The sequence below is a fragment of the Bacteroides stercoris ATCC 43183 genome, assembly GCF_025147325.1.
In the GTDB taxonomy this organism is placed as follows: Bacteria; Bacteroidota; Bacteroidia; order Bacteroidales; family Bacteroidaceae; genus Bacteroides; species Bacteroides stercoris.
Genome location: NZ_CP102262.1, coordinates 1301040 through 1326447 on the forward strand (window position 1 = coordinate 1301040; position 25408 = coordinate 1326447).

Annotated in this window: 22 protein-coding genes and 1 tRNA gene; 14 read left to right on the forward strand and 9 right to left on the reverse strand. The window is 43.9% G+C overall.

Annotation, left to right across the window (positions count from 1 at the left end; translation table 11 throughout):
* The first annotated feature begins 14 nt into the window (after positions 1 to 14).
* The 5 genes from kdpB to NQ565_RS05385 are packed head-to-tail and all read left to right on the forward strand — an operon-like array spanning position 15 to position 6009.
* Positions 15 to 2063 (forward strand): potassium-transporting ATPase subunit KdpB, encoded by a 2049-nt coding sequence (gene kdpB / locus NQ565_RS05365; RefSeq protein ID WP_040315517.1) that lies wholly within the window; start codon positions 15 to 17, stop codon positions 2061 to 2063.
* A gap of 17 nt (positions 2064 to 2080) precedes the next feature.
* Positions 2081 to 2656 (forward strand): K(+)-transporting ATPase subunit C, encoded by a 576-nt coding sequence (locus NQ565_RS05370; protein ID WP_005652390.1) that lies wholly within the window; start codon positions 2081 to 2083, stop codon positions 2654 to 2656.
* A 16-nt stretch (positions 2657 to 2672) separates the two neighbouring features.
* Complete coding sequence (locus tag NQ565_RS05375) at positions 2673 to 3428, forward strand: hypothetical protein (protein WP_016661201.1); 756 nt, start codon at positions 2673 to 2675, stop codon at positions 3426 to 3428.
* Complete coding sequence (locus NQ565_RS05380) at positions 3425 to 4549, forward strand: sensor protein KdpD (RefSeq protein WP_005652384.1); 1125 nt, start codon at positions 3425 to 3427, stop codon at positions 4547 to 4549. Before NQ565_RS05375 ends, NQ565_RS05380 begins: the two co-directional genes overlap by 4 nt.
* Positions 4550 to 4569: 20 nt before the next feature.
* Positions 4570 to 6009, forward strand: a complete 1440-nt coding sequence (locus NQ565_RS05385) for an ATP-binding protein (protein WP_005652381.1) — start codon at positions 4570 to 4572, stop codon at positions 6007 to 6009.
* A gap of 18 nt (positions 6010 to 6027) precedes the next feature.
* Here the strand turns inward: NQ565_RS05385 and NQ565_RS05390 are convergent, their stop codons facing one another.
* From NQ565_RS05390 to NQ565_RS05405, 4 genes are read right to left on the reverse strand one after another with little or no spacing between them, the layout of a single operon-like run.
* A complete protein-coding gene (locus NQ565_RS05390) occupies positions 6028 to 6894 on the reverse strand; it encodes an AraC family transcriptional regulator (RefSeq protein WP_005652379.1) in 867 nt (288 codons plus the stop codon).
* Positions 6895 to 6930: 36 nt separating this feature from the next.
* Entirely contained in the window at positions 6931 to 8571 is a 1641-nt protein-coding gene (locus NQ565_RS05395) for an MFS transporter (protein ID WP_005652377.1), read from the reverse strand.
* A gap of 25 nt (positions 8572 to 8596) precedes the next feature.
* Positions 8597 to 9688 (reverse strand): HlyD family secretion protein, encoded by a 1092-nt coding sequence (locus NQ565_RS05400; protein WP_005652375.1) that lies wholly within the window; start codon positions 9686 to 9688, stop codon positions 8597 to 8599.
* A gap of 23 nt (positions 9689 to 9711) precedes the next feature.
* Positions 9712 to 11037 carry a TolC family protein gene (locus NQ565_RS05405; protein WP_005652373.1) on the reverse strand — a complete coding sequence of 442 codons (1326 nt, stop codon included), beginning with the start codon at positions 11035 to 11037 and terminating at the stop codon, positions 9712 to 9714.
* 356 nt (positions 11038 to 11393) lie between these two features.
* Between NQ565_RS05405 and NQ565_RS05410 the strand changes: the two genes are divergently transcribed.
* The 3 genes from NQ565_RS05410 to NQ565_RS05420 all read left to right on the forward strand — a co-directional run bounded on the left by NQ565_RS05410 (position 11394) and on the right by NQ565_RS05420 (position 13517).
* Positions 11394 to 11693, forward strand: coding sequence for an RNA recognition motif domain-containing protein (locus tag NQ565_RS05410; RefSeq protein WP_005652372.1), 300 nt, complete (start codon positions 11394 to 11396; stop codon positions 11691 to 11693).
* A 200-nt stretch (positions 11694 to 11893) separates the two neighbouring features.
* Complete coding sequence (locus tag NQ565_RS05415) at positions 11894 to 13012, forward strand: DEAD/DEAH box helicase (protein WP_005652370.1); 1119 nt, start codon at positions 11894 to 11896, stop codon at positions 13010 to 13012.
* Between the two features lie 64 nt (positions 13013 to 13076).
* Positions 13077 to 13517, forward strand: a complete 441-nt coding sequence (locus NQ565_RS05420) for a cold-shock protein (RefSeq protein WP_005652368.1) — start codon at positions 13077 to 13079, stop codon at positions 13515 to 13517.
* 188 nt (positions 13518 to 13705) lie between these two features.
* Here the strand turns inward: NQ565_RS05420 and NQ565_RS05425 are convergent.
* Positions 13706 to 13779 (reverse strand) — tRNA-Met (locus NQ565_RS05425).
* 254 nt (positions 13780 to 14033) lie between these two features.
* On the opposite strand from NQ565_RS05425, the gene NQ565_RS05430 reads away from it, so the two are divergent.
* From NQ565_RS05430 to NQ565_RS05445, 4 genes are all read left to right on the forward strand, one after another.
* Positions 14034 to 14420, forward strand: a complete 387-nt coding sequence (locus NQ565_RS05430; RefSeq protein WP_005652367.1) for an START-like domain-containing protein — start codon at positions 14034 to 14036, stop codon at positions 14418 to 14420.
* A gap of 76 nt (positions 14421 to 14496) precedes the next feature.
* Positions 14497 to 16404, forward strand: coding sequence for an LptF/LptG family permease (locus NQ565_RS05435; RefSeq protein ID WP_040315511.1), 1908 nt, complete (start codon positions 14497 to 14499; stop codon positions 16402 to 16404).
* 7 nt (positions 16405 to 16411) lie between these two features.
* A complete protein-coding gene (locus tag NQ565_RS05440; protein WP_005652360.1) occupies positions 16412 to 17626 on the forward strand; it encodes a bifunctional 3,4-dihydroxy-2-butanone-4-phosphate synthase/GTP cyclohydrolase II in 1215 nt (404 codons plus the stop codon).
* An 81-nt stretch (positions 17627 to 17707) separates the two neighbouring features.
* Positions 17708 to 18901 carry a pyridoxal phosphate-dependent aminotransferase gene (locus NQ565_RS05445; protein WP_040315509.1) on the forward strand — a complete coding sequence of 398 codons (1194 nt, stop codon included), beginning with the start codon at positions 17708 to 17710 and terminating at the stop codon, positions 18899 to 18901.
* Positions 18902 to 19157: 256 nt separating this feature from the next.
* On the opposite strand, the gene NQ565_RS05450 is transcribed toward NQ565_RS05445, so the two are convergent.
* The 4 genes from NQ565_RS05450 to NQ565_RS05465 all read right to left on the reverse strand — a co-directional run bounded on the left by NQ565_RS05450 (position 19158) and on the right by NQ565_RS05465 (position 24403).
* Positions 19158 to 19328 (reverse strand): DUF362 domain-containing protein, encoded by a 171-nt coding sequence (locus NQ565_RS05450; protein ID WP_004292360.1) that lies wholly within the window; start codon positions 19326 to 19328, stop codon positions 19158 to 19160.
* A 138-nt stretch (positions 19329 to 19466) separates the two neighbouring features.
* On the reverse strand, positions 19467 to 20558 hold the full coding sequence (locus NQ565_RS05455; protein ID WP_005652353.1) for a sensor histidine kinase: 1092 nt from the start codon (positions 20556 to 20558) through the stop codon (positions 19467 to 19469).
* Positions 20555 to 22489 (reverse strand): tetratricopeptide repeat-containing sensor histidine kinase, encoded by a 1935-nt coding sequence (locus tag NQ565_RS05460; protein WP_005652351.1) that lies wholly within the window; start codon positions 22487 to 22489, stop codon positions 20555 to 20557. Before NQ565_RS05460 ends, NQ565_RS05455 begins: the two co-directional genes overlap by 4 nt.
* Positions 22490 to 22579: 90 nt before the next feature.
* On the reverse strand, positions 22580 to 24403 hold the full coding sequence (locus NQ565_RS05465) for a DNA polymerase III subunit gamma/tau (RefSeq protein ID WP_005652349.1): 1824 nt from the start codon (positions 24401 to 24403) through the stop codon (positions 22580 to 22582).
* Between the two features lie 140 nt (positions 24404 to 24543).
* Here NQ565_RS05465 and NQ565_RS05470 point away from each other — a divergent pair, with 140 nt between their 5' ends.
* Positions 24544 to 24852: an FtsB family cell division protein gene (locus tag NQ565_RS05470; protein WP_005652348.1), complete on the forward strand. Its 309-nt coding sequence runs from the start codon at positions 24544 to 24546 to the stop codon at positions 24850 to 24852.
* The gene (locus NQ565_RS05475) at positions 24849 to 25187 is read left to right on the forward strand and encodes a hypothetical protein (protein WP_005652346.1); all 339 of its coding nucleotides are present in this window, start codon (positions 24849 to 24851) and stop codon (positions 25185 to 25187) included. The genes NQ565_RS05470 and NQ565_RS05475 overlap by 4 nt, the downstream gene beginning before the upstream one ends.
* The last annotated feature ends 221 nt before the right edge of the window (positions 25188 to 25408 follow it).

Sequence of the window (25408 nt, forward strand, 5' to 3'; positions counted from 1 at the left end):
AATCAGATATGTTTATGAAGGATAAAAAATCAGCTTCTTTGTTTCAAAAGGAGCAAGTAATGGAAAGTTTGAAACAGTCATTCGTGAAGTTGAATCCGCGGGTGATGATAAAGAATCCGATCATGTTCACTGTGGAGCTGGTGACATTGGTGATGCTGGTAGTCTGCATCCTCTCTTTGGGAACATCGGAATACGGGACGTTCGGTTATAACTTCCTGGTGTTTGTGATATTGTTTGTCACTTTGTTGTTTGCCAACTTTGCCGAGGCCATTGCCGAAGCCCGTGGCAAGGCACAGGCGGACAGCCTGCGTAAAACGCGTGAAGAAACGCCCGCAAAGGTTTTGGTGGAAGGCAAGTTACGCACTGTAAGCAGCGCACGTCTCAAGAAGGGAGACTTCTTTGTTTGCGAAGCCGGCGATACGATTCCTGCCGATGGCGAGATTGTGGAAGGGTTGGCTTCTATTGACGAGAGTGCCATTACCGGTGAATCCGCTCCGGTAATCCGTGAGGCGGGCGGTGATAAAAGCTCCGTTACCGGCGGTACGAAAGTGCTGTCGGATAAGATAAAGGTGTTGGTTACGCAGCAACCGGGCGAGAGTTTCCTCGACAAGATGATTGCGCTGGTAGAGGGTGCCACCCGGAAGAAAACACCGAACGAAATAGCGCTGACTATCTTATTGGCCGGTTTTACGTTAGTGTTCGTAATCGTATGTATTACGTTGATTCCGATGGCGGACTATACCAATATCGACCATCCGGGTACGTATATCTCTATTGCGGCTATTCTTTCATTGTTTGTCTGCCTGATACCGACAACCATCGGCGGCTTGCTTTCGGCAATCGGTATTGCCGGTATGGATCGTGCTCTGCGTGCCAATGTAATTACAAAATCGGGCAAAGCCGTTGAAACTGCCGGTGACATTGATACGTTGCTGTTGGACAAGACCGGTACAATTACTATCGGTAATCGTAAGGCTACCAAGTTTCATCCGGCTCCGGGCATTGATGAAAAGGTGTTTGTAGAGGCTTGCCTATTGTCCTCGCTTTCCGATGAAACCCCGGAAGGAAAGTCCGTCATCGAGTTGGGGCGTGAGAACGGACATCGTATGCGCGACCTCAATACTGCGGGAGCCCACATGATTAAGTTTACGGCCGAAACCAAATGTTCCGGTGTCGACCTGCAAGACGGTACTCAAATCCGCAAAGGTGCGTTCGATGCGATTCGTCGGATTGTGGAAAGCGCGGGGAATAAATTCCCGAAAGAAGTGGAAGAAGCGATTGCCGTCATTTCGGGCAATGGCGGTACCCCGCTGGTAGTGTGTGTCAATAAAGCGGTATTGGGAGTCATAGAATTGCAGGACATTATCAAGCCGGGCATCCAGGAACGCTTTGAACGTCTTCGTAAAATGGGGGTGAAGACGGTCATGGTGACCGGTGACAACCCGTTGACCGCCAAATATATTGCCGAAAAAGCCGGTGTGGATGATTTCATTGCCGAAGCAAAGCCGGAGGATAAAATGGAGTATATCAAGAAAGAACAGCAGGCCGGCAAACTGGTTGCCATGATGGGAGACGGAACCAATGATGCCCCCGCGCTGGCGCAGGCAAATGTGGGGGTTGCCATGAATAGCGGTACGCAGGCTGCAAAGGAAGCCGGCAATATGGTAGACCTTGACAATGACCCGACCAAGCTGATTGAAATAGTAGAGATAGGCAAGCAGTTGCTGATGACGCGCGGTACGCTTACGACTTTCTCCATTGCGAATGATGTGGCCAAATACTTTGCTATTATTCCCGCACTGTTCATGGTTGCTATCCCTCAATTGGCCCCATTGAATATCATGGGGTTGCATAGCCCTGAAACGGCCATTCTTTCGGCTATCATCTTTAATGCTGTCATCATTCCCATACTGATACCGTTGGCTTTGAGAGGCGTCCGGTACAAACCGATCGGCGCAAGCGCGTTACTGCGCCGCAACTTGCTGATTTATGGTTTGGGTGGTGTCATAGCGCCGTTCATAGGTATTAAGTTAATAGATATGTTTGTCAGTTTGTTTTTTTAATTTAAAATAAAAAGAAAATGAAAACTCTTTGGAAATCAGTTAGAATAACCGTCGCTTTCTGCATATTCTTTTCCGTGTTCTATATCCTTGTATTGTGGATATTCGCACAATTTGCAGGGCCGAATAAAGGAAATGCCGAGGTATTGACCCTGAACGGCAAGGCAGTGGGCGCTGCCAACGTGGGGCAGATGTTTACGGAAGACATTTATTTTTGGGGACGGCCTTCCTGTGCCGGTGACGGTTATGATGCAAGCAGCTCGGCAGGTAGCAATAAAGGCCCTGCAAATGAAGAATACCTTGCGGAAGTGGAAGCGCGTATAGATACATTCTTGCTGCATCATCCTTATTTGCAGCGTAAAGAAGTTCCTGCCGAAATGGTAACGGCCAGCGCTTCGGGGCTTGATCCCGATATTACGCCTGCCAGTGCTTATGTACAGGTAAAGCGTGTGGCTGAGGCAAGGGGAATGGATGAGGCTACTGTCCGGGGCATCGTTGACAAGGCTGTTGAAAAACCGTTGCTGGGATTGTTCGGTACGGCGAAAGTGAATGTGCTGAAACTGAATATTGCATTGGAAAAAGCAAATGGAAAATAAGAAAATAATGAAAGATATGAATCGGGTAAAAGTAACGGTAATAGGCGTTATTGCCGCTTTGGCAGTAAATTTTATGGGAGTGGATAAAGTGCAGGCGCAGGAATTTAAGATACAGGGTGATTTGATCAGTTCCTATGTATGGCGCGGCTTTTATCAAACCGGAGTTAGTTTCCAGCCGACTTTAGGCTTTGGGATAGGCGGCTTTGCGTTGACGGCATGGGGCTCTACCGATTTCGATGGAACAAGTTCCTCGGACGGTGAGGCTGCCAAAGAAATAGATTTGACGGCAGCTTATACGTTCGGTGATTCCGGTTTGACCTTGTCCGTTGCCAGTCTTTGGTGGGCAGGTCAGGGAAGCAATAAGTATTTTAACTTCAAAAGCCATGAAACGGCCCACCATTTTGAAGCGGGGCTTGCCTATACACTTCCGTTGGAGAAGTTTCCGCTGTCAATAGCCTGGTACACGATGTTTGCCGGCGCGGATAAGAATGAGAAGGGAGAGCAGAATTATTCTTCTTATGTAGAATTGAACTATCCGTTCAGCATTAAATCCGTCGATTTGAATGCCACTTGCGGTTTTCTGCCTTACGAAGCCGGCGTAGGTGTTTACGGAGTACCGAACAGCGGATTCGCTGTAACCAATCTGGCACTGAAAGCCACGAAGGATATAAAGGTGACGGACAAATTCGCGATACCGATATTTGCGCAGGCTATTTGGAATCCCCGTATGGAAGATGCGCATCTGGTGTTTGGTATAACTCTGAAGCCATGAGCAGGGAGGAGAGTGTACAACATTTCCTCGACTTGATTAAGAAATCACGTCGTGGTAAGTTTAAGGTCTACATCGGCATGATTGCCGGTGTAGGCAAAACTTATCGTATGCTTCAGGAAGCCCATGACTTGCTGGACAATGGGGTAGACGTGAATATAGGCTATGTGGAAACGCATGGACGTGCCGGTACGGAGGCGGTGTTGGCGGGACTGCCCGTAATTCCCCGGCGTAAGATATTCTATAAGGGTAAGGAACTCGAGGAAATGGACCTTGACGCTATCATCCGTATCCATCCGGAAATCGTTATTGTGGACGAGCTGGCGCATACCAATGTAGAAGGCAGTAGGAATGAGAAGCGTTGGCAGGATGTAATGGACTTGCTGGATGAGGGTATCAATGTTATATCCGCTGTCAACATACAGCATATCGAGAGCATTAATGAAGAAGTGCAAGGCATTTCTGGTATCGAGGTAAAGGAACGCATTCCCGACAGTGTGCTGGAAGAAGCGGATGAAGTGGTGAATATCGACCTGACGGCGGAAGAGCTGATAACCCGCCTGAAAGCCGGTAAAATATACAAGCCGGATAAAGTGGCCCTTGCTTTGAATAATTTCTTCAAGACGGAAAATATTCTGCAACTGCGCGAACTGGCTCTGAAGGAGGTGGCGTTAAGAGTGGAGAAGAAAGTGGAGAATGAAGTGGTGGTTTCCTGTGTGGGCGTGCGGCATGAGAAGTTCATGGCGTGTATCAGCAGTCATGAGAAAACGCCACGCCGCATTATCCGCAAGGCGGCACGATTGGCAACCCGTTATAATACGTCGTTCGTTGCCCTTTATGTACAGACTCCCCGGGAGAGTGCCGACCGCATTGCCCTTGCGAACCAGCGGCATCTGCTGAATCATTTCAAGCTGGTGACCGAATTGGGCGGAGAGGTCATGCAGGTGCAATCCAAAGACGTGTTGGACAGCATCGTTACGGCTTGTAAAGAGAAGCAGATAACGACCGTTTGTATGGGTAGTCCTTCGTTCGCTTTGCCGCAATCCTTGTTTATGGTTCTGAAATATAGAAAATTTGTGAACGAACTGGCGCAAGCAAACATAGATTTGATTATACTTGCATAAAATTTAATATCTTGACCGTTATGAATATTCGTACAAAACTGATACTCAGTGTAGGCGTTCTGGCAGGTATGATAATCCTGCTGGTAGCCCTTTCTGTTGTAAATCTCCAGATACTGACGGCTACGGAGCCGGATAGCCCTGCCGCCATGCCCGGCTTGCAACGGGCCTTGCTTTGGATTTCCATTACGGGCGGTATTTGCATTCTTGCCAGTATCGTGTTGTTGGTATGGTTGCCCCGCTCCATTAATAAACCTATCAGGGAACTGACGCAGGGCATCCTCGAAATAGCTAACCATAATTATGAAAAACGCCTTGACATGAGCGAACACGAAGAGTTCCGCGAGGTGGCCGATAGTTTTAACAGCATGGCGGAACGCCTTACGGAATATCGTACCAGTACGCTGAATGATATTTTATCCGCCAAAAAGTTTCTGGAAGCCATCGTAAACAGTATTCATGAACCTATTATCGGCTTAAACCGCGAACACGAAATTCTTTTCGTCAATAAAGAAGCGCTGACGGTACTGAATCTGAAGCGTGAGGATGTCATACGCCGTTCGGCAGAGGAACTGTCGCTGAAAAACGATCTGCTCCGGAGGCTGATAAGGGAGTTGGTTAATCCGGGCGAGAAGAAAGAGCCTTTGAAAATTTACGCGGATAATAAGGAAAGCTATTTTCAGGCATCTTATATTACTATTATGAATACGGATGCCGATACGGACGAATCTCATAATCTGGGCGATGTTATCCTGTTGAAGAATATCACCGAATTTAAGGAACTGGATACGGCAAAAACAACTTTTATTTCTACGATTTCGCATGAATTGAAAACCCCTATCTCCGCCATTCTTATGAGTCTGCAGCTTTTAGAGGATAATCGTGTGGGCGCTTTGAACGAGGAACAGGAACAACTTTCGAAAAGTATCAGGGAAAATGCAGACCGCTTGCTGGGGATTACAGGCGAGCTTCTTAATATGACGCAGGTGGAAGCCGGCAAGTTGCAGATGATACCGAAGATAACGAAACCTATCGAACTGATAGAATATGCCATCAAGGCAAATCAGGTGCAGGCCGATAAGTTCAATATACAGATTGAGGTGGAATATCCGGAAGAGAAGATGCCGAAACTGTTTGTGGATAGCGAGAAGATAGCATGGGTGCTCACTAACTTGTTGAGTAACGCCATTCGCTATTCCAAGGAAAACGGGCATGTCATTATCGGCGCAAGGCAGGAAGATAATAGTGTGGAACTTTATGTACAGGATTTCGGTAAAGGTATTGATCCGCGCTATCACCAGAGCATCTTCGACCGTTACTTCCGTGTACCCGGTACGAAAGTGCAGGGAAGCGGATTGGGACTATCCATATCCAAAGATTTTGTAGAAGCTCATGGCGGCACGCTGACCGTTCAGAGTGAATTGGGAAAAGGCAGTCGTTTCGTTATTCGACTGAAAGCGTAATAGCAATATGATGTTTCCCTACATTCTGCGGTATTGCTGTGGCGACATTCCAATCTGTTTCTTGAAGAAAGTGCCGAAATAGGATGCGTTCGGGAAGTTGAAGAAATCGGAGATTTCCTGTACGTTCTTTTGTGTATTCTTGAGTAGTGAAATGCTTTTGCGGATAATGGACTTGAATACCAGCTCCTGTACCGTGTATCCGCAAATGGATTTGGAGAGGGCGGAGAGGTATTTGGGCGACAGGCATAGCTTGTCCGCGTAGAAGTCCACCCCCCGCTCTTTCGTATAATATTGTTCTATTAATTGCACCAGGCGGATAAATATATCGTGCTTGTGGCTTACGGAAGTCTTTTCGGCAATGAGTTTGCGTGTATAAACCGAGCAAAGCCTGTGGGTCAGTGCCAACAGAAGCAACTTCTGTTCATACCGGTTAAAAGGATTCTCTTCTATTTTCAGCGTACTGTCCAATAGTGACAGGTATTTTAAAACCTCTTCTTCTTCTCCGGTATTCCATACGTAGCACGGTTCGGTGGCCAGATGCGAGTATAGGTGCATGGATACTACCGAGTTTCCCATAAAGTCCCGTATGGGGTCGGTCTGATAGATGAAGATATATACCTCTACGTTGTCGGATGCCTGTAGTACCTGAAACAAGGAGTCCTTCGGCAGAAAGAGCGTATCACCGGCTTTGGCGGAAAATGTTTTCTGGTTAAGGATGAAGGTGAAACTTCCTTGACGGCAAATTATAAGTCCCACTCCGTCTATCATAAACGGACTTTTCAAGGCAGACGGGAAGGCGCAAAGCACGCCTTCCGAACTGCAAATTTGCCGTTTGTCCAATAACGCACTGTCAAGGCGCGATAAACGTTCTTGTCGGGTATCCATGAGAGTAGGGTTTACGGTTCTTGTTTGAAAACAGTGCTAAGTTAATAATTTCCGTTTAGGATAGGGCAGTACCACAACAAATATCATGCAAAAAAGGCAAGCATACAATGTCCAACCCGCCATCTCCTTGACTGCCGATAAGGTGGCCTGCACCTGAATGCGCCCTTTGGTGGATGTGGCTGCCATGTTAACGGCTTCCTGCTTGCTTTTCCCCTGATATTGCATTCCTTGTACGGTTTGCATAAATGAGGCGGATGCCTCGGGGTGCATCATATCCACATTCTGTGCATAACGGGTAATGTAGTGTTGCTGCCGTTCCTGCAATACATTGCTGTATAATGCGGTTCCTATGCTGGGAGCAAGTACCATACGTACAGTAAGCATTGTGCAAATCCACGATGAGAGGTATTTATAAGGCATACGCTGGGTTGCAAAAGTCGGTATCAGCGAGTATAGGAACATCATGCCTGTAGAACGGATAATAACTGGATATTTCATTCGTTCGTACAAGCCTGCGCCCTGTACCTCAAAGTACATGAACATGGCGGATAATCCCAAAAACAGGAAACCTGCGGCAAAAAGATATTTAAAGTGCACTCCTTTCACGCTGAGCCAGATCGTTGCAATGCCACCGATAAAATAACCTAACATAGACCAGTTGCCCAATGTCGCGTTTTGATAGTTGTCCAGCTTCATGCCTATTCCCGTAAATACATTGACGAACATTGAACTGGAGTTCAGTACCATTAACAGAAAGTAGAACAGGAATCCGAAGCGGATAGTTCGCAACTTGAGTACGTCGAACTGATAGTAGGGATTGCGCTGGGTTACTTCTATGTAGACAAACAGAATACCTGCAACCACAGCACCGACCGTTGCCCATTGGATTGTAGGGTCGTCATACCAGTCGAGCACCTTGCCGTAAGTCAGCACATAAGTGATGCACGTCAGTGTGATACAGAAGATGGAAGCGTTGCCAAATTGTTTGAGGTTGATAGGAAAACGGCGGGTGGCATACTTATGATAAGGCATCGTGACGAAGGTAATGAGGATACAGAGCAACAGCAACCCCATCATGAAGTAATAAACATATTGCCACTCGTATTCGTAAGTAAGCCATGCTGTAAGCGATGTGCCCAACTGCCCCAATACCATAAAAAACAGGTAAATGGCGGGTTGTGCAGCGCTTCGTTCAATATCCAGTTTGTCCCAGCCTTCACCGGTGGTGGGTTCATTGCCGGGGGTGATCTTTTCGGTTGCTTCTACGTTACCGGCATACTTGATGAGAGTAAACAGATTGACCATCATCAGCACCATACGCAGGAATCCCATAAACAGACTGCATAGCGCCAACAGGAATATGCTGTCTGTCTTGGCGCAGATGTAGCTGAAGATATACATCAGCGAAAATCCGACGATACACATCATTTTCTCCCTGCGGATACATACCAGCCGGTACAGGAAAGGGCAGAATGCCGCCATGCCTATGGATGTGGCGAAGTTGGCAAACTGGATATGTTCGGATATGATGCCCAGACCGCTCATCATCTCCGTGCCGCTGGCAGAGTAAGTTCCGCCTACTGTAAGAATGGGCAGGAAGAACATGAACAGGATGATAATGCCTATCGGTTTAGGCACCCAGTTATAGAAAGGATAGTTTTTGGGATATGCGGGCATTTCCTTAACAATTAATGATTGAAAATCAGAGTTCGGCTTTCACTATTACCATCATACCGGCAGCAAGTTTTTCGTTATCTTCTTTGGAAAGATTGGTGAAGTCGATGCGTACGGGTATGCGTTGTTGTATTTTGACGAAGTTTCCGGCTGAATTGTCGGTAGGAACCAATGAGTACTTGGAACCCGTAGCGCCGGATATGGCTGTGATTGTTCCCGTGAACTCTTTGTCGCTGATAGCATCTACAGTGATGGTAACCTCTTGTCCTATATGCAGGTTTTCCACTTGAGTTTCCTTATAGTTGGCGACAATCCATTTTTGAGTATCGGGCAGGATATAAGTAATGGTTTGTCCGGCTGTGATGAACTGGCCTTCTTCCAGTGCCCGGCGTCCCAATTTGCCATCGCAGGGAGCTACTACTACAGTGTAGGAAAGATTCAGACGTGCCATTTCCAAAGCAGCGGTTGCCCGTTGGATGGCGGCTTCTGTACTTTCACGGCGGTGTGATACTTCATTGACTCCCGACAAAGCGGCTTTTTGCTGGCGTTTTGTTGCTTCCAGCTTCTTGCGGGTGGCTTCGTATTCCGTTTCTATCTGTTCCAACTGTATGGGAGTGGCTGCATTTCTTTGCACCAGGTTCTGGTAGCGTTGGCGGTCTTTCTCCAGTTTGGCAAGACGGATTTCAATTTCAGAGATGGAAGCGTCGTACACGGAAGCGGTGGTCTGTGTGGTTTGCAATGTGGCCCCGATTACGGTAGCGCCGGCCAGTGCGTCTTTCAGTGCGGCTTCGGCTTCCATTACGCGTATCTTATATTCGCGGTCGTCCAATACAAGGAGCGTATCGCCTTTATGTACCTCTTGATGTTCGGTAAAATAAATCTTCTTGATATAGCCTGATGCGCGTAGGTTGATAGGGGATATGTACTGCTCTATCTGTGCGTCATTACTGGTTTCTGTGCGATTGTAGCCGAGGAAGAGACAAGCAACTTCCACTATTCCCCAAACAACGATTGCTGCTCCCAACAAGCTGACTGCGATTTGCCAGCGACGTAGCTTACGAAGTTTTTTAGCTTTCTCCTGATGTGTGTTCGATGCGTTATTTTTTTCTATTGCTTCCATATTATGATGATTTGATTAACTTGTTATTTAATTAATGTATCTATTTGTCCTGTCAGCTTCAACAGCAGCAGGGTTGTTACCCGATAGTTGTAATGTGCGCTGATATAGTTGTTTTGCGCTTCGCTCATCTGCATTTCGTCTTGCAGGACTTCGGTCATGGAAGCGATACCCTCTCTGTACCGATCCATTGTGACCGTATATACATCTTCGGCAAGCAGGTAGTTATCTTTCTGCTTTTTGAAGTTACGTTGGTTGTTCATCAGGTCGTTGGTGGCGTTCAGATATTGGGTCTGCAGATTTTTGCGGGTATTTTCCTGTGCCAGCTTTATATTTTCGATGTCTATTGCAGCTTTTCGGTTTTTGTAACGCTTATCCAGTCCGTCGAATATAGGAACGCGTAAGGATACGTCCAGTCCGTAGGAACGGAACCAATGGTTGGACGGTCCGGAATGGAACCAACGGTAGGCCTTGTCCGTATAGGCGGAGAACATCCAGTTGGCGGTCAGGTTTAATGAAGGAATATAACCGTGACCAATCATCTTTTTCTGCTTTTCAGCCATGACCCTTTGCGATTGCAGCAGTTGGAGTTCGTACAGATTTTCGGATAGTCCGGTCAACTCAACAGGCGTAATGTTCTCGGAGTTTACCGGAACTAAGGTTATCTGTTCTTCGGCAGGATAATCCATGATATATTTCAGCAGGTTCAGTTGTTGTTCCTGCATGGCCAGTACATTGTCGTATTGTACTTTCAGATTTTCCAGATTGATATTGACCCGTTTTACATCCACTTCCATGGCCATACCATTGTCATGGAAAGCTACTGTGATGTTTTTTAATTCTTCCAACCGGGTGATATTGGCCTTTATCAGTGTGACTTGCTCGGCTGTGGTTTGCCCCAGATAATACATCTTGCATATTTCCAGGATAAGGTCTTCCCGTGCTTTCTCATAAGAAAGACGGCTTATCTCGTCCATAGTTTTGGCTATGGAAACAGTGGTGTACAGGGTTTGGTTGTAAAGTGGCATTTGCAACTGCAGGCCGGCATTGGCACTGTTCCGTAGGGTATAGGTAATGTTATACGGATTTCCGTAGGCCGAACCGTCGGTAACGGATACGGGTGGGTCTATGTTGTCATTGTAATTGGCAAACCCGTTGATTTGGGGCAATAGTCTTGCCCGGTTTTCAGAAACTCCATATTTGCTTTTCTGCATTTCCTTGCGTTTGCTTTCCAAGGACAGGTTGTTTTCGATACCTATTTCAAGGCAATCTTTCAGCGTCAAAGTCTTTTGGGCGTATCCTTCGACAGCCGACAAACAGAGAAAGGAAAAAATGAATAGTAGTTTTTTCATAATAATCACCAATAATTTGTGCAAAGTTAGTTGCTAATTTTGGGAAAATGTTATCCATATATAGACTGCTTGTGTTCATATTTTCCTTTTTATCCTTCTTACTATGGATATAAATAGGTAAAAAACAACTGTTTTGAATTTCCGTACCTGCTTAATAAATGATAATAATCGTCTTTCTTGTGAAAAAAAACAGGAAGAAATGTATTTATCAAATTTATTATACTACCTTTGTCCCAGAGTTTGAGTTACGAATCATTATCGTATAGTTCTTCTTTTTAATATATTATTAGTAAGCAGTCCTCTTCTTTAATTATCCTCCTCACTCCATTTATTATTTATTTTATAACATTTTTAGAATGAACATTTACATTTCAGGTTTAAGTTATGGCATTAATAATGCTGACTTGACAAATTTATTTGCAGAGTTTGGAGAAGTTTCTTCAGCTAAAGTAATTCTCGATAGAGAAACCGGTAGATCCAGAGGATTCGCTTTTGTAGAGATGAACAATGATACAGAAGGACAGAAAGCTATTGACGAATTGAACGGCGTAGAATATGACAGCAAGGTTATTTCTGTAAGCGTTGCGCGTCCTCGCGAGGAAAGACCCTCGAATGGTAGCTCTCGTGGTGGTTATAATAACTCCAGAAGATATTAATATCAGACTAAAGGCGGGAAACTTGCTTTCCTGCCTTTCATAAATAAACTCCGTTTTTTTATTTAGCGGAAGCGTTCCGCTTCATTACCTGCACTTTTCATTCTGCAAAGACTTATCAGACTTTTTGTATGGGCCACTTGAGTGAAGCGTGCTCTCATTATACTTGTGCTAGTGTTTTAGCACATTCAAAAACAATATATATGACATTTAAAGATTTAAATATAACCGAACCTATTTTAAAAGCAATTGAAGAAAAAGGGTATGCCAATCCTACCCCTATACAAGTAAAAGCAATCCCTGCCGCCTTAACAGGAAAAGACATATTAGGCTGTGCGCAGACCGGAACTGGAAAGACCGCTGCATTTGCCATTCCCATTATTCAGCATTTGCAAGTCCTTAAAAACCGGGATAAGAGTATCAAAGCCTTGATACTGACACCTACCCGTGAATTGGCATTGCAGATTAGCGAATGCATAGACGACTATGCCAAATATACGCAAGTCCGTCATGGGGTTATCTTCGGAGGAGTAAACCAGCGTGCGCAGGTAAATATGCTCCATAAAGGAGTCGACATATTGGTCGCCACTCCAGGACGTCTGTTGGATTTGATGAATCAGGGATATATCCATTTGGATAATGTGCGACACTTCGTACTGGATGAGGCTGACCGTATGCTTGATATGGGATTTATCCATGACATCAAACGTTTGTTGCCGAAACTTCCTAAAGAAAAGCAGACCTTGTTCTTCTCGGCTACCATGCCCGATACGATAATCGCTTTGACGAACTCACTGCTGAAACAACCGGTGAAGATTACTATAACCCCAAAATCATCTACGGTAGATACTATCGAACAGACTATTTATTTTGTGGAGAAGAAAGAGAAAAGTAAATTGTTGATTTCTATTTTACATAAAACGGAGGGACAGTCGGTGCTTGTTTTCTCACGTACCAAGCATAATGCGGACAGAATTGTCCGCGTATTAAGCAAAGCAGGTATCGGTAGTCAGGCTATTCATGGAAATAAAAGTCAGAATGCAAGGCAATCTGCATTGGAAAACTTCAAAACGGGTAAGATACGTGTAATGATAGCTACCGATATTGCAGCCAGAGGCATTGATATCAATGAGTTGCCGTTGGTTATAAACTATGACCTTCCCGATGTGCCCGAGACGTATGTGCATCGTATTGGACGTACCGGTAGAGCTGGTAATTTAGGAACGGCATTGACTTTTTGCTCGCAGGAAGAGCGTAAGTTGGTTAACGATATTCAGAAGCTGACAGGTAAGAAACTCAGCAAGGTTGAGTTTGCTATCTGAGGTCGTTTCTAAGTTTATTATTTTATTTATCCGACGAGTATACACCCATTAAACTATAAAATCTATGGCAAAATCCATGACAGTAGGAAAGCGTGAGAATGAAAAGAAAAGACTTGCTAAGCGGGAAGCAAAATTAAAAAGAAAAGAAGGTAGAAAATCTACAAAAAGCAGTTTTGATGATATGATTGCTTATGTGGACGAATATGGTATGATTACTTCAACTCCACCCGAAGAGAATATCAAAAAGCAAGAGATTAATGTAGAGGAGATAATGATTTCCACTCCCAGGAAAGAAGATGAAGAACCGGTAATTTTGAGAGGAAGAATAGAGTTCTTTAATGAAGCCAGAGGATTTGGATTTATCAAAGACCTTGCAGGAATTGAAAAATATTTCTTTCACGTGAACAATGTTGTTACGGATGTCAGAGAGGGTAATATCGTTACATTCGACCTCGAACGAGGAGCAAAGGGGATGAATGCTGTTAATATCTGTCTGGAAAGATAACTTGCTTGCCATAGTGCAAAAATCCTTTGCTTTCCACTTTTGTTGCCGGGTGTTTTTTCGGACTGCCCCAATATGATCAATTTTTTTGAAAGGAGGGCAACCAATAGCGTCACTTGCTACCAATTGAGGCAAAAAACAAAAAAAGACCGCCAAGAGTGGAAGCCTCCTAACAGTCTAAATCTTCTTTGTAGCGGGACCCGGGATTGAACCGGGGACCTCATGATTATGAATCATGCGCTCTAACCAGCTGAGCTATCCCGCCATTGTTTCTTGATTGCGGGTGCAAAGATATAGCTTTTCTTTAAACTGCCAAAATTTTCAGGCGTATTTTTTTGTCGCATATTTTATGATTTGAGATAAAAAAACTTTTTACTCTTATTGTTTTGTATCTATTGTATAACATTATCAACGTTTTAACTTTGAATAGAAAGCAAATGAGAATAAAATCAATGAATTATTTTTTCTAATTAGAAAAAAGTATTTATCTTGGCTGGCGCAATAAAAGCAGAATAGACTATGGAAAGGGAAAAAATACATTTGGAATATCTCTTGAATGCGACTTCTAAAAGTATTCTTTGGACAGCAATAAGTACTCCTACAGGTTTGGAGGGTTGGTTTGCAGACAGGGTGCAATCGGATGATAAGATAGTGTCTTTCTTTTGGGGAAAGACAGAGAGACGTGATGCTGAAATCATTGCAGTGCGTGCATACTCTTTTATCCGCTTTCGTTGGTTGGATAATGAAAAACCGCGTGAGTATTTTGAATTAAAGATGACAAACAATGAGTTAACCAATGATTTTGTACTTGAAATAACAGATTTCACCAATGCAGACGAAGCAAATGATTTGCGTGAATTGTGGGAATCTCAGGTAGATACCTTGCGTAGAACATGCGGTTTTTAGTTAACTTTCAATTAAAAATTTCCCGTACTCCCTTTTTTGTGCTACTTTTGTGCGTTTATTGCATGAAACAAGTAAAATGCTGCGCATAAAAAAGTTAGATATATTTATTTTAAAGAGCTTTTGCATGCTCTTTATGGGCACTTTCTTTATCTGCCTTTTCATCTTCATGATGCAGTTTCTGTGGAAATATGTAGACGAAATGGTGGGAAAAGGATTGGAGATGAATGTTCTTGCCCAATTTTTTTTCTATTCGGCGCTGACGCTGGTGCCGGCTTCATTGCCTTTGGCTATTTTGCTGGCAGCTCTTATCACTTTTGGCAATTTTGGAGAGCGGTTTGAATTGCTTGCCATGAAAGCGGCAGGTATTTCTTTGCTTAAGATTATGCGTCCGCTGATAATTTTCATATCCATTATTTGCTGCGTTTCCTTTTATTTTCAGAATGTTATTGGCCCTAAAGCGCAGACTAAGTTATGGACATTGCTGGTATCCATGAAGCAGAAGTCGCCCGAAGTGGACATTCCCGAAGGAGTATTTTATGATGAGATAGACGGGTATAACCTTTACGTAAAGCATAAAAACCGTAAGACAGGTATGCTGTATGATGTATTGATTTATAATTTCGAGAAAGGGTTTGAGAATGCGCAGATTATCAAATCGGATTCCGGCAGATTGGAAATGACAGCGGACAAACAGCATCTTTATCTTCACCTTTACAGCGGTGAGCAGTTTGAAAATCTGAAGTCGCAGAGTATGAATCAGAAAAATGTGCCTTATCGTCGGGAAGCGTTCGTTGAGAAGCATGCGATTATAGAGTTCAACTCGGATTTCAATATGGTGGATGCCGGATTTATGAGCAACCAATCCAATAGCAAGGACATGAAAATGTTGCAGGCCGGCATTGATTCTATGAAGGTGCAGAACGATAGCATCGGGCGTACTTATTATAAAGAGGCTATGGCGAGTACTTATAAGGCGACCTCCAATACGCTGAGTAAGGCTGATACGATAAAAATAGAATCTGCAACTTTGGGTAGCTACGATGTGGACAGTCTGTTTAATGTGGCTACTTTAATGCAGAAACAGAAGATAATGTCTACGGCTGTCAGCCGTGCGGAGAGTGCTGCAAGTGATTGGAGTTTCAAGGGTTTCAATATATCGCAGACGGAAAACAGTTTGAGGCGCCATATGACTTCCTGGCACGAGAAACTGACGCTTTCGTTGGCATGCCTTATTTTTTTCTTCATCGGTGCACCGTTGGGTGGTATCATCCGTAAAGGCGGTTTAGGCATGCCTGTAGTAGTGTCCGTGCTTATTTTTATCATCTATTACATTATCAACAATACGGGTTATAAGATGGCTCGTGACGGTAAGTGGATTGTGTGGATGGGTATGTGGACCAGTACAGCTGTGCTGGCGCCATTGGGTGCATTCCTTACTTATAAATCCAATAATGATTCGGTGGTGCTGAATGCTGATGCCTATATCAATTGGTTTAAAAAGATAGCAGGTATTCGCAGTGTCCGCCATTTGTTCCGGAAAGAAGTGATTATTCACGATCCTGATTATGTACGTTTGCCGGGAGAACTTCAGCGGCTGTCGGCGGATTGCCGTGCGTATGCCGAAAAGAAAACTCTGATGCGAGCACCCAATTATTTCAGATTATGGATGAACGATGCGCCACACGATGAGGAGGTGGTGGCTCTCAATGAACGGTTGGAAACTTTGATAGACGAGATGTCTAACACAAGGTCTATACCGTTGTTGACAGCATTGAATAATTACCCGGTAATAGCTGTTCATGCCCATGTGCGTCCTTTCCGTAATTATTGGTTGAATATGCTGTGTGGAGCGATAGTGCCTGTCGGCTTGTTCTTTTACTTCCGTATTTGGGCATTCCGTATCCGCTTGAATAAGGACATGGAGCGGATTATCCACACAAACGAAGAGATACAGAATATTATAAAAGTCAATCAGAATAAATAATAAAGATATGGAAAAAGTAAAGTTAAATACGATAGAGGAGGCCATTGAAGATTTTAAGGCTGGCAATTTCGTGATTGTAGTCGATGATGAAGATCGTGAAAATGAAGGCGACTTGATTATTGCAGCAGAAAAGATAACATCGGAAAAAGTGAATTTTATGCTGAAGCATGCACGTGGAGTATTGTGTGCTCCGATTACGGTGTCTCGTTGCAAAGAGCTGGATTTACCTCATCAGGTGACGGACAATACCTCGGTATTGGGTACTCCTTTTACGGTGACTGTCGATAAATTAGAAGGTTGTACAACCGGTGTTTCTGCAGCAGACCGTGCTGCAACCATTCAGGCACTGGCCGATCCGCTTTCCACTCCGGCTACTTTCGGTCGCCCCGGACATATCAATCCTTTGTATGCGCAGGAGAAAGGGGTATTACGTCGTGCTGGTCATACCGAAGCTACGATTGATATGTGTCGTTTGTCGGGTTTCTATCCTGCCGGCGCGCTTATGGAGATCATGAACGAAGACGGTACGATGGCACGTTTGCCCGAATTGCGTAAAATGGCAGATGAATTTAATTTGAAACTGATTTCTATCCGCGATATGATAGCTTACCGTTTGCAACAGGAATCTATCGTAGAAAAAGGTGTAGAGGTGGATATGCCGACAGAGCATGGACATTTCCGCTTGATTCCTTTCCGTCAGAAGTCCAACGGATTGGAGCATGTGGCCTTGTTTAAGGGTACTTGGGCTCCCGATGAACCGGTGTTGGTGCGTGTACATTCTTCCTGTGCTACGGGGGATATATTCGGTTCCATGCGTTGTGATTGCGGCGAGCAGTTGCACAAGGCGATGGAGGTGATAGAAAAAGCCGGTAAAGGAGTTATCGTATATCTCAACCAGGAGGGTCGGGGCATTGGTCTGATGGAAAAGATGAGAGCGTATAAACTTCAGGAAGACGGTATGGATACAGTAGATGCCAACATTTGTCTCGGGCATCTGGCAGATGAACGCGATTATGGTGTGGGGGCTCAGATACTGCGTGAATTGGGGGTGCATAAGATGCGTCTGCTTACAAACAATCCGGTGAAACGTGTCGGTTTGGAAGCTTATGGTCTGGAGATTGTAGAGAATGTACCGGTTGAAACTACTCCGAACCAGTATAACGAGCGTTACTTGCGTACGAAGAAAGAGCGTATGGGACACACTCTCCATTTTAGTAAGTAACTGTCTTTTTGTTTTATTATATCAAAGAAAATCGTTTATTTTGCAACCGGATTTGCATAACAACCATTAAATAGAAATAGAATGAACCAATTATCAGACCGTTTGAATAGCTTGTCGCCCTCTGCGACGCTGGCTATGTCTCAAAAAAGTGCAGAGTTGAAAGCTCAAGGTGTAGACGTAATTAATTTAAGTGTCGGAGAACCTGATTTTAATACACCCGACCACATTAAAGAGGCTGCAAAAAAGGCGATAGACGATAACTTCTCTCGCTATTCTCCCGTTCCGGGTTATCCAGCTCTACGTAATGCTATCGTAGAAAAATTGAAGAAGGAGAATGGTCTGGACTATACAGTTGCGCAAATTTCTTGTGCTAACGGAGCTAAACAGTCGGTTTGCAATGCCATTCTGGTATTGGTGAATCCAGGTGATGAAGTGATTGTGCCTGCGCCGTATTGGGTCAGCTATCCTGAAATGGTAAAGCTGGCAGAAGGTAAGCCGGTGATTGTCACAGCGGGCATCGAGCAGGACTTCAAGATTACACCGGCTCAATTGGAGGCTGCTATTACGCCAAAAACAAAAGCACTAATTCTCTGTTCTCCTTCCAATCCTACGGGGTCTGTATATAGCAAGGAGGAATTGGCCGGATTGGTTGCCGTGTTGGCAAAGCATCCGCAGGTAATTGTCATAGCTGATGAAATTTATGAACATATCAATTATATTGGTAAGCACCAGAGCATTGCACAGTTCCCTGAAATGAAGGATCGTACAGTGATTGTAAACGGTGTTTCCAAGGCTTATGCCATGACAGGCTGGCGTATTGGTTTCATTGCAGGACCGGAATGGATTGTAAAGGCTTCTAACAAATTGCAGGGGCAGTACACATCAGGGCCGTGTTCTGTATCTCAGAAAGCCGCTGAAGCTGCTTATACGGGAACGCAGGCTCCGGTGGAAGAGATGCGTAAGGCTTTTGAACGCCGTCGCGACCTTATTGTGAAACTGGCTAAGGAAGTACCGGGATTCGAAGTAAATGTACCGGAAGGTGCTTTCTACTTGTTCCCGAAATGTAGCTCATTCTTCGGTAAGTCTGCCGGTGACCGTAAGATTGAGAATTCGGATGATTTGGCTATGTACTTGTTGGAAGTAGCTCATGTAGCTTGTGTAGGCGGCACATCGTTTGGTGCTCCCGAATGTATTCGCATGAGTTATGCTACCAGCGATGAGAATATTGTGGAAGCTATTAGCCGTATCAAGGAAGCATTGTCAAAGCTGGTATAATCTTTTGATGACAGAAGTTCATCTCAGGTGTATGGGGTGTAACTCTGCAATATAAAAAGCCAACTAATTCACGTTTGAAATGTATTGTGGATTGGTTGGCTTCTTTGTATATTTAGATATTTCACGCAAAAAGCGGGTTTGGCCAGTATAGATAAAGATGTATATTTTTCTTCTTGGCACTGAGTCTTTTTAGTACTGAAATAAAAAGGCCCGATTTCATTGAAACCGAGCCTTTTTTCTTTTTCTTAGGATTGTATTATTCTCCCGGATGAATTGCTTCAGAAGGGCAAACATCTGCACAAGTACCGCATTCAGTACAAGTTTCAGGATCGATAGAGTAGATATCGCCTTCAGAGATAGCGCCTACCGGACACTCGTCGATACAAGTTCCGCAAGCAATACAATCGTCACTAATTACGTAAGCCATTTTCTTTAATTTTTTAATTATTAGTACTAATTGATTTGGCAAAAATAGTTGTTTTCTTCAATACTTGCTATCAATCTTGATTAAAAACATTTAATTTGTATCTTGTCTAAATAACGGTTGAGGTGAATGTACATATAATCAGGTTATAAGCGCTGGATATGTGAAAAATATAATCGGATTATTTTCACAGTTCTCTACACGATAACTTCCGTTGAAATGTTCAAAAAACAATAGATTGATTTTTTGTAATATAGCTTCTTTTTGTGAGGCAAATGCCGAATCAGCAAGTGGACTGTTGTCTATTCGGGAGTTTATTTCCTGTTTTTTCCGATTGTAAACCAGTTGCATACCTATTCTTCTTGGCTTTTTGCACTCTACAGGATAGAGTAGCATGCTGGAAATTATTTGTGTGAAGCGGCTGACATCCGTGTATATGATTGCATTGTTCACATCGGCTTGAAGCTCCAGATGTATATATCCTTCACTTCGCATCTGCACCAGATAGGGGAGTTCGTTGCACCACTCTTGCACATTGCAGTTCTGTAGCTGAAACTTCATCATGTTGGCTTCCAGACGTGAAAGGTCTAATACGTTATTCACAAGTTGGATTAATTCAGCCGAGTTGCTTTGAATGATGCCGGAGTATTCTCGTTTTTCCTTTTCGTTCAGGTTCCCGTCTTCGGTCATAAGTTGCGAGAATCCTACTACATTATTTAAGAGTATACGGATGTTGTAACTCATATTTGTCAGAAAGTGGCTTTTTATTTCATTGGCTTCTTCGGCAATGGAGGTTAATCTTCTGATTTCTTTTTCATTCTTTTGCAGCCGTTTCCGGCTTCGGTATATATGGATATTGGAAAGTAGTAGAGCTAAGATAATGATGACTGAGATGTATAAACAGGTTTGATGAAACATACTGTGTCTTTGTTCTCTTTGCAGTATGAGCTTATCCATGTTGTAGAGTGAAAGGATTTCTTCCATCTGGGAGTTGGTAATAAGATTATATAATGAGTCTTTTGACTTAAGGCTGCTCTTATAATATGTAAGTGCTTCATCTGGTTTTCCGGTTTTTACCAAAGAATCGGCTTTTCGGATGCCGTTGTTTATGCATCTCTCTATTTCAATAGAATGCTGGTGGAGCACGGAATTCTGGCTTTGTACATCGGCATTGATAATTTGTACGGACAGGAGTAGGATGAGTAAGGTTGGTATGATAAATGATCTTTTCATGCGTTATTCTCCTTTTGGGGGTTAGTGGACTGTGATTGCCGGATGGGGTGGGTGAAGAAGAAGCGTGAGCCGCCTGTATAGTCGGAGTCAATCCATATTTTTCCGCCGATATGTTCAATGATAAGCTGACAGATGGAAAGTCCCAGCCCGCTTCCTTGTGCATTTTCATTTAGTTTCTCGAATCTTCGGAAGATTGCGGCTTGCTTCTCTTTAGGGATACCGCAACCTGTATCTGTGACAGAAAAGAGCAGCTCTTGTTCCGATTGCTTCCTAAGCTCCAGGATAATGCTACCCTGCGATGTAAATTTGGTTGCATTAATCAGTAGGTTTATCAGCACTTGCTGCAAACGTGCATCGTCTGTCTCTATATCCATGCTCTCTAATTCGGTTATGAAGCATATGGCTGCCTGAGTCTGTTTTATTTTGCTGACGGTATCGATTACATTTCGGCAAATATTGACAACGTTATATTTGTTGATACAGAATTGTATTTTCCCGAATTCAAGGCTTGATAGATCTATCACATCATTGATGAGTTTCAACAATAACTCGGAATTTTGCAGGATTACTTCATTGCACTGACGACGCGTCTCATTATCCAGGTTTTCTTCGGTCAGTAGTGAGGAGAAGCCGGAGAGTGCATTGAGCGGAGTACGTATTTCATGGCTCATGTTCGAGAGGAATATGCTTTTGGCGGATGTGGCATTTTCGGCATTGGTGCGCAGGTGTTCCAGCTTTTGTGTAGACAGGGCGATTTCCTGTCGCTGTTTTCTAAGCATGATGGTTATAATAATAAATATGAAGACTAATAGGATACTCCCGGTCAATATGCCAGTGATGAATTTGTTGTGCTCTTCTCTACTGGCTATTTCCATTTGGTCTATCTGATACTTGGCCCGTAGAATATTGATTTGTCGGACATAACCTTCTGCAGTGAGTGTGTCAACAGTGGAATATAATTCTTGATACAACAGGCAGGCGGCCATTGATTTCCCTTGTATCTTATATAGGTATATTGTTTCTTGCGTGATCCATCGGTAATAGGCAGACTGTTTGTTGACCGTGTATTCTTGTCGTAGCTCTTCATACAGCTGCAGGGCTTTGTTCCAATACATTCTGTTCCAGTTGCCCATTGCCCGATAGTAGGCGGCGGTAGTATATTTCAGGTGAAAACAGTAAAACTTTTCAGGATGTATCCGGTAGATGGAATCCATGTTGTGCAGATATGCTGCGGCTTCCTTGAGATAAGCCTTTGAAAGATGTCCGTGAGAGATTGCATAGTTGGCTTTTTCGATATTGGCAAAAAAACTGGTGGCATAGTCCGGTTGTTTCTGAAGAGTTTGTTCTATGTCATGCAATGTTTTTTGAGCCTTTTCCAGTTGTCCTTTACGTTGTAAAGCATTGGATATCTTTAATAAGAGTTGTATCCGGTAGGGATGTTGCTGCGAGAGATGGTTTAATTCCTTTAAAGCATCCTGGTACGAATCCAATGCTTTGTCGCATTGATTGGCTATGGTGTAAGCATCGCCGATGGCTTGGTTGGCAACTGCAATTCCGAACTCATATTCCGTTTCTTTGGCTTCTTCGTACATTAGTCGTGCCCGGTCTATGGCGAGGCTGATGTCGCCTCGTAATGTATAGGCATTGGCAAGTTGCAGTTGCAGCAAAAAGTAGTTTTCGTCATTCCGATTGTTTGTCTTGATGACCGGTAGGATGTTTTCGCTCCAGCAAATGACGCTGTCTATCGGTACGTATTCATCGTAAAGTATTTTTTTTCGAAGAAAAGCTTTCAGCGTATCTAATTTGTTCGGAGTGGCTGAGGCACATATAAAGGTAGCGTATGGTATACACATCACCCACAGCACCATTAATACGGCAACGTCTTTTCTCATTGTTTGCTTTGTTTGTCTATTATTGGCAAAAATAAACATAAAAAGCGATATGCAAAATAAAATATAATGCTTTTATTTTCAATAAGTTGTGACGTGTATGTGAATATTGAGCCTCTTTACTTATAATGCTTAGTAAAGTTCCAATCCGAATTCGTCTTTCAATTGTAAAAGAGCATTGTTTTTCTGAACCATCATTTGGAATTTTTCAACACGGCCGTACGCGCGGACTTTCTCAGTGGGAGTGCTGATACGTACACTCATGGTTACCTTGCGGTTTTTCAGGCGGGTACGTAGGTACTCTTGTAATTGGGGAGTCATTGAGATAAATTCTTTAGCCACAATTTCATTATCTACGACAGCTTCAAAAGTAGTAGCATTTAGTAGAGTGACGTGCATATTCTGCATGCGTTTGGCAATGGCTACTTGCTCTTTGGGCATACGTCCTGCATACTCTTGCCAATAGTAGTTTATGTCTCTTTCATTGAAGATGTAGTCCTCTTCCGGTTGTGCTGTTTGTGGTGTGATAGTGGCTGTAGCCGTATTTTTTACCTCTTCCTCGGCTTTCGGGCGTTTAATGGATACGCCAAGTCCTGACATTTTTATAACCGGAATTTTCTTTTCTTCTTTGCCTTGTGCCAGCAAGATGGAGGTAGGGGTGGCGTGCGAAGCAGTATTTGCTGTTGTGGCGGTAGTGCCGGTGGAGGGAGCAACGGTAGGAACTGCTTGCGGTTTAGCTATGACGGGTGCTTGCGGCCGGGGTACAGCGGGAGTAGCCTGTGGCTGTTGAGTGGCTGCAGGCTGTGTAAATATAGGTTTCATGACTTGTTTAGGGCTGTGCCCATTAGCTATGTCGTCTCCTTCGGCGGTTATTTGTGCCACCTGTATTAAAGTGAGCTCTACCAGCAATCGTTTGTTTTTGCTGGCGCGATAGTTTAAATCACAGTCGTTGCACAATTTCATGGCACGGTAAAGGAAGGGTAACGGACATTTTTGTGCCTGCGTTTGATAACGTTGCCGTATGCTTGCTCCCACTTCAAGCAGGGGAAGAGTGGCGGGATCTTTACTTACCAGCAAATCGCGGAAATGCGAGGATAGCCCGGTGATGAAATGGCTGCCGTCGAATCCTTTGCTCAATACATCATTCAGCAGTAATAGGGCATCGCCGACTTTGTTCTCAAGAAAATGGTCGGTCAGTTTAAAGTAGTACTCGTAATCCAGTACATTCAAATTTTCGATTACGCTTTGGTAGGTGATGTGTCCGCCGGTAAAACTCACTACCTGATCGAATATGGACAAGGCGTCGCGCATACCACCGTCAGCTTTCAGTGCGATGACGTTCAGTGCCTCCGGTTCGGCGGTAATGCCTTCTTTGGAAGCTACATAGGCCAGATGTGCTACGGTATCTTCCACACTGATGCGGTTGAAGTCGTATATCTGGCAACGCGACAAGATGGTTGGCAATATCTTATGCTTTTCAGTAGTGGCAAGGATAAATATGGCATGGCGGGGAGGTTCTTCCAATGTTTTCAGAAAAGCGTTGAAAGCGGAAGCCGACAACATGTGCACCTCGTCAATGATGTATACCTTGTATTTGCCTATCTGGGGCGGGATACGTACCTGTTCTACCAATTGCCGGATATCGTCTACGGAATTATTGGATGCAGCATCCAACTCGTGAATATTGTATGAGCGCTGTTCGTTGAATGCTGTACACGATTCGCATTGGTTACAAGCCTCTCCCTCTGCAGTGGGACTCATGCAGTTGATGGTTTTGGCAAAAATACGTGCACACGTCGTCTTTCCAACGCCACGCGGACCGCAGAACAGATAAGCGTGTGCCAGTTTGCCTGTGGCGATAGCATTCTTTAAGGTAGTAGTCAAAGCGCGTTGTCCTACTACCGACTCGAAGGTTGAAGGGCGGTATTTTCGTGCCGAAACGATATAATTTTCCATATTCAGGGTATTCTTGTCACTTATATAGCGTGCAAAGGTTGTATGGTTTATCTTTGCTTTTGTGCAAATGTACGCAAAAAAAAGAAAATTCTCAGTTATTCGTCTTATCTTTGTGCTCAAAGAAACAATAACTGGATTACATGGATAAACTTGCTTCTCTTTGGTTGTTTGTCCGCAGACGTAAATATCTGATAACGTTTGTGCTGTTTGTCGTACTTGTCGGATTTCTGGATGAAAACAGCATTGTGCGTCGTTTGGGGTATTATCGTGAGGAAACGCGTTTGCGCGGGGAGATAGATAGATATCGTGCGGAATATGAGGAGAATACCCGTCGTCTGAATGAACTTGCGGTCGATTCAGGAGCTATTGAGAAGATAGCCCGTGAAAAGTATCTGATGAAGAAACCCAATGAAGATATTTATGTATTCCAAGAAGATATAGAAGAATGAAACAGTTGATACCCGCCCTCTTTGTTGTAGGAGCCGTAATGCTTCTGATAGGAGCTGCCGTTTATGTCACAGGTTGGCAACTTTCGCCTTATATATATACGGTAGGTGCTACATTTGTTGCTTTGGCGCAAATAAATTCACCTTCGCAATATAAAACTCCTACTATTAGGCGTCTGAGACGCCAGCAAATATTTGGTGCATTGTTGTTGGTGCTTACCGGAGCTTTTATGTTTTTTACGCGTGGTAATGAGTGGATTGTTTCACTGACTATCGCTGCTATTCTTGAGCTTTATACATCCATACGCATCCCGCAGGAAGAGGCTAAAGAACAATGATTGCATGAAAACACGAGGATGGTTTTCATAAAAAAAAGGCTATCTCTCCCAGACAGCCAATCTTTTTGTTAACCTTAAATCTAATACTATGAAAAACACATTGCAAAGTTATTCTATTCCTGGTATTATCCAATATTTTTTCTGGAAATCTGTTGTTTGGTAACACGGTTTATGAGACTGTTGCTTCTGTTAACATTTAATACAACGTGCGTCTTTCTTTA